Consider the following 3,759-nt stretch of genomic DNA (forward strand, 5'->3'; position numbering starts at 1 on the left):
CCCGCGCCGTTCCCCCGCAGACACGCGGCCTGACCGGCGTTCGAAAACGCGAGGGCCCGATCACCGAGCGGCCGCGCGGACCGTTCAGCCTGATCCTCCCCGCCGTCTTCTCCGCCACCACCCTATCGGCCCTGCGCGTGTGGAATGCGCCCGCAAAGCCTGGACGCAACGCCGCCATGAGCCTGTGGGCCGTCGCCCAGACGGTCAACGCCGTCTGGCTGGCCGCGCGGCCCACCGGACGGTGGACCCAGATTCTGGCTGCCATGTCCTCCGCCGGTCTGGCCGCCGCCTTCGCCCATGAAGCGCGCAAGCTCGATCCCGGCGCAGGCAAGCTAGCCGCCCCCACAGGCATGGGAGTGCGCCTGGCCAATCAGGCGGAGCGCGGCCTGGACGACGCCGCCTGAATCTGCGGGTCGCGAGCAGCGCCATTGCCCTTTTTCGCTTGATCCTCTAGGGCTCGCCGCGATTTGGCGCGCCACGCTCTGGCGGTCGGCGCCTGCCGCCCCCCAGCAACGAGCCCTACGGTTCTCATGAAAATCAACGCCAACACCATCAAGCCCGGCATGGTCCTGCAACACAATGGCGGCCTGTGGGTCGTCACCAAGGCCAGCCACGTCAAGCCCGGCAAGGGCGGCGCCTTCGCCAACGTCGAGGCCAAGAACCTCGAAACCGGCAACAAGCTGAACGAACGCTTCCGCTCGGAAGACAAGGTCGAGCGCGTGACGCTGGAACAGCGCGACTACTCCTACCTGTTCGACAACGGCGAAACCCTCGTCTTCATGGACGACGAGTCCTATGAGCAGATCGAACTGCAAAAGGGCTGGGTCGGCGACGAACGCATCCCCTACCTGCAGGAAGGCATGAAGGTCATCATCGAGATGCATGAAGAGCGTCCGATCGGCCTGGAACTGCCGGAACAGGTCGTTCTGGAAGTCGTCGAGACCGAGCCGACCGTGAAGGGTCAGACCGCCTCGTCGTCCTACAAGCCCGCCAAGACCTCGAACGGCATCCGCGTCATGATCCCGCCCTTCATGTCGACGGGCGAGCGCATCGTCGTCGACACCTCGACCGGCGAATACGTCCGCCGCGCGGACTAATAAAAGTCTCGTTTCCCGGCCAAGGCCGGGCGCTGTAAGACTTGCTTTCAGGGGCGCGGATGGTCCGCGCCCCTTTTGCTTCTCCGTCCATCCGGGCCACAGGCCTTTTGAGGATCGACGGATCAGGAGAACCGCCTATGGCCCTCGCTTCCGCCCTGCTTCAGGTCATGATGGACGCCGTCCGCAAGACCGCCCGCCCGATGCTTCGGGATTTCGGCGAGGTGTCCCAGCTCCAGGTGTCCCGTAAGGGCCCCGGCGACTTCGTCACCGCCGCCGACGTCAAGGCCGAGCAGACCCTGTTCGAACTGCTGCTGAAGGCCCGCCCCGGCTACAGCTTCCTGGGCGAGGAACGCGGCATGATCGAGGGCACCGACAAGACCCATACCTGGATCGTCGACCCGATCGACGGCACCACCAACTTCATGCACGCCATGCCCCACTTCGCCATCACGGTGGGCCTGGAGCGCAAGCATCCCGACGGCACGTCCGAGATCGTGGCCTGCGTCACCTACAACCCGGTCATGAACGAGATGTTCTGGGCCGAAAAGGGCAAGGGCTGCTACCTGAACGACACGCGCATCCGCATCGCCGGCCGCGCCGACATGGCCGAGTGCCTGATCGCCACGGGCCTGCCCTTCATCGGCAAGACGGGCCACGGTCAGGCCATCAAGGACATCCACGCCGTCGGCCAGCGCGTCGCGGGCATCCGCCGTCTGGGCGCCGCCTCGCTGGACTTCGCCTGGGTCGCCGCGGGCCGCTATGACGCCTATTTCGAGCGCAACCTGCAACCGTGGGACGTGGCGGCGGGCATCCTGCTGGTCACTGAGGCTGGCGGCGTCGTCACCACCATTGACCAGGACGGCGACCCGATGAGCGGCAAGCAGATCGTCGCCGGCAACCCCGACATCCAGTCCAAGCTGCGCAAGATCCTGCGCGAGGCTTAAGCCAAAATTCTCCCTCCCCTTCATGAGGAGGGTGGCTGAACCCGACAGGGCGAAGCCGGGTGGGGGCGGCGCCGCTGACGTGGCGCCGCCTTCGTCATGTCTGGCTCACCCTACCCACCCGCTCGTCGCTGCGCGACGGCCACCCTCCCCATGAAGGGAGGGAGAAATCACGCGCCTGTCACGTCTCGCCCCTACCCTTCGCGCATGATCGCCGCCATTCTGACCGCCGCCCTCCTGTCGTCGAGCCAACCGGCCATGTCCGCTCCCCCCGCCAAGCCGATCGTCATCGCCCACCGGGGCGCATCGGGAGAACGCCCCGAACACACTCGCGCCGCCTATGAGCTGGCCATCAAACAGGGCGCCGACTTCATCGAGCCGGATCTGATCATGACCCGCGACGGCCATCTTGTCGTGCGCCACGAGAACGAGATCGGCGAGACCACCGACGTCGCCGACCGTCCCGAGTTCGCCGCGCGCCGCACCACCCGTGACGTGGACGGCGTTCCCATCACCGGCTGGTTCACCGAAGACTTCACCCTTGCGGAGTTGAAGACCCTGCGCGCCCGTGAGCGGCTGCCCGCCCTGCGTCCCGCCTCGGCCGCCTTCGACGGGCAGGAGCCGATTCTGATCTTTGACGAGGTGGTCGAGATCGCCCGCGAAGGCGACGCCCGCACCGGCCGCGTCATCGGCATCGCGCCTGAACTGAAACACCCCAGCCATTTCGCCGCTCTTGGCCTGCCGATGGAGGACGCCTTCGTCGCCGCGCTGGAGCGCCACGGCCTGACCGGCGCCGACGCCCCCATCCTGATCCAGTGCTTTGAAGTCGGGACGCTGGAGCGGTTGAAGGCGCGCATCGACGCGCCCCTGCTGCAACTGATGCAGGCAGGCGGCGGTCCCGCCGACCGGCCGGATGCGACCTATGCCGAGATGGCCACGCCCCAGGGACTGGCCGAGGTCGCCCGCTACGCCGACGCCATCGGCGTGCAGGATTTGATGGTCGTTCCCCGCAACGATGCTGGCCGCGCGCTGTCCGCCTCGCCCCTGACGGCCGACGCCCATGCGGCGGGCCTGAAGGTCGTGGTCTGGACCTTCCGCGCCGAGAACCTGTTCCTGCCCGTGCAGTATCGCCTAGGCGACGCCCCCGCCGGTCATGGCGACTTTGAGGCCTGGCTAAAAGTCATCTACGCGCTCGGCGTCAACGCCGTGTTCAGCGACTTTCCAGCCGCGGCGGTGAAGGCGCGCTGACACTTTTCCTCCCCATGCAATGGGGAGGGGGACCGCGAAGCGGTGGAGGGGTTGGGACAGCGGAACCAAGCCGCCCCTCCGTCACGTCGCCTACGGCTCCGCGCCACCTCCCCATTGCATGGGGAGGAGAGGGTTCACGCTCACGTCCCCTGGAACTGTAGTTTGGCCAACCGCGCATACAGCCCGCCCTTGGCCGTCAGCTCGGCGTGGGTGCCTTCCTCGACCACCTGACCGCCGTCCATCACCACGATGCGGTCGGCACGCAGCACGGTCGCCAGTCGGTGGGCGATGACCAGTGTGGTGCGCGCCTCCATCGCCTGATCCAGCGCGGCCTGCACCAGCCGTTCGTTCTCGGCGTCGAGCGCGCTGGTCGCCTCGTCCAGCAGCAGGATCGGCGCCTCGCGCACCAGCGCCCGCGCGATGGCCAGACGCTGGCGCTGGCCGCCCGACAGGCTCTTGCCGCGCTCGCCCAG

The 3,759-nt window shown here is 67.6% G+C and carries 5 protein-coding genes; 4 read left to right on the top strand and 1 reads right to left on the bottom strand.

The features are described 5' to 3' along the window. From RT567_RS14775 to RT567_RS14790, 4 genes are all read left to right on the top strand, one after another. The coding region (locus RT567_RS14775) for a TspO protein (RefSeq protein ID WP_313577011.1) at nucleotides 1-404 on the top strand (404 nt) is incomplete at its 5' end. Between the two features lie 126 nt (nucleotides 405-530). Continuing rightward, on the top strand, nucleotides 531-1,097 hold the full coding sequence (efp, locus tag RT567_RS14780; protein ID WP_313577012.1) for an elongation factor P: 567 nt from the start codon (nucleotides 531-533) through the stop codon (nucleotides 1,095-1,097). A gap of 137 nt (nucleotides 1,098-1,234) precedes the next feature. Further along, nucleotides 1,235-2,041, top strand: a complete 807-nt coding sequence (locus RT567_RS14785) for an inositol monophosphatase family protein (protein ID WP_087139623.1) — start codon at nucleotides 1,235-1,237, stop codon at nucleotides 2,039-2,041. 204 nt (nucleotides 2,042-2,245) lie between these two features. After that, nucleotides 2,246-3,286 carry a glycerophosphodiester phosphodiesterase gene (locus RT567_RS14790; RefSeq protein WP_313577013.1) on the top strand — a complete coding sequence of 347 codons (1,041 nt, stop codon included), beginning with the start codon at nucleotides 2,246-2,248 and terminating at the stop codon, nucleotides 3,284-3,286. A 140-nt stretch (nucleotides 3,287-3,426) separates the two neighbouring features. Here the strand turns inward: RT567_RS14790 and RT567_RS14795 are convergent. Beyond that, nucleotides 3,427-3,759, bottom strand: a 333-nt coding sequence (locus RT567_RS14795; RefSeq protein WP_313577014.1) for an ATP-binding cassette domain-containing protein, incomplete at its 5' end; no start/stop codon positions are given.

Source organism: Brevundimonas sp. (assembly GCF_032107865.1).
GTDB lineage: Bacteria > Pseudomonadota > Alphaproteobacteria > Caulobacterales > Caulobacteraceae > Brevundimonas.